Consider the following 513-nt stretch of genomic DNA (forward strand, 5'->3'; position numbering starts at 1 on the left):
TGGTTCTCTGGGAAGGATCCTTTTCCTTTGAAAGTTGTAACTACTGGAATCATGAGCAACTCTGCAATTGACTGGAGCTCTGCAAATGCACTTGATATTATGACTCCTCCTCCTGCAAGAATTATTGGTCTTTCTGCAGACAAGAGCATCTCTGTTGCTCGCTCAATCTGTGTGATATCCGGGTCAACCCATGGATGGTACCCTCTAACCTTTACTTCGTTTGGAAAATGTACCTCTGCTTCATTTTGTTGTACATCTTTTGGAATGTCTATCAATACTGGTCCTGGTCTTCCAGTTGATGCAATGTAAAATGCCTTTTTGACTACCTCTGGAATTTCATTTGGACTCATTGGCTGGAATGCATATTTTACAATAGGATTTGTAATTCCGATGATGTCGCTTTCTTGAAATGCATCGCGTCCAATCATCTTTGATGGGACCTGGCCTGTGATTGCAATCANACTTTCTTGAAATGCGTCACGACCTATCATCTTTGATGGGACCTGGCCTGTG

The 513-nt window shown here is 42.4% G+C and carries 1 pseudogene; it reads right to left on the reverse strand.

The annotated features are described in order from the left end of the window. A pseudogene (locus DYY66_RS13420) lies at positions 1 to 460 on the reverse strand (acetolactate synthase large subunit); the annotation flags it as partial. Positions 461 to 513: the final 53 nt, after the last annotated feature.

Source organism: Candidatus Nitrosotalea sp. FS (assembly GCF_011319475.1).
Taxonomy (GTDB): domain Archaea; phylum Thermoproteota; class Nitrososphaeria; order Nitrososphaerales; family Nitrosopumilaceae; genus Nitrosotalea.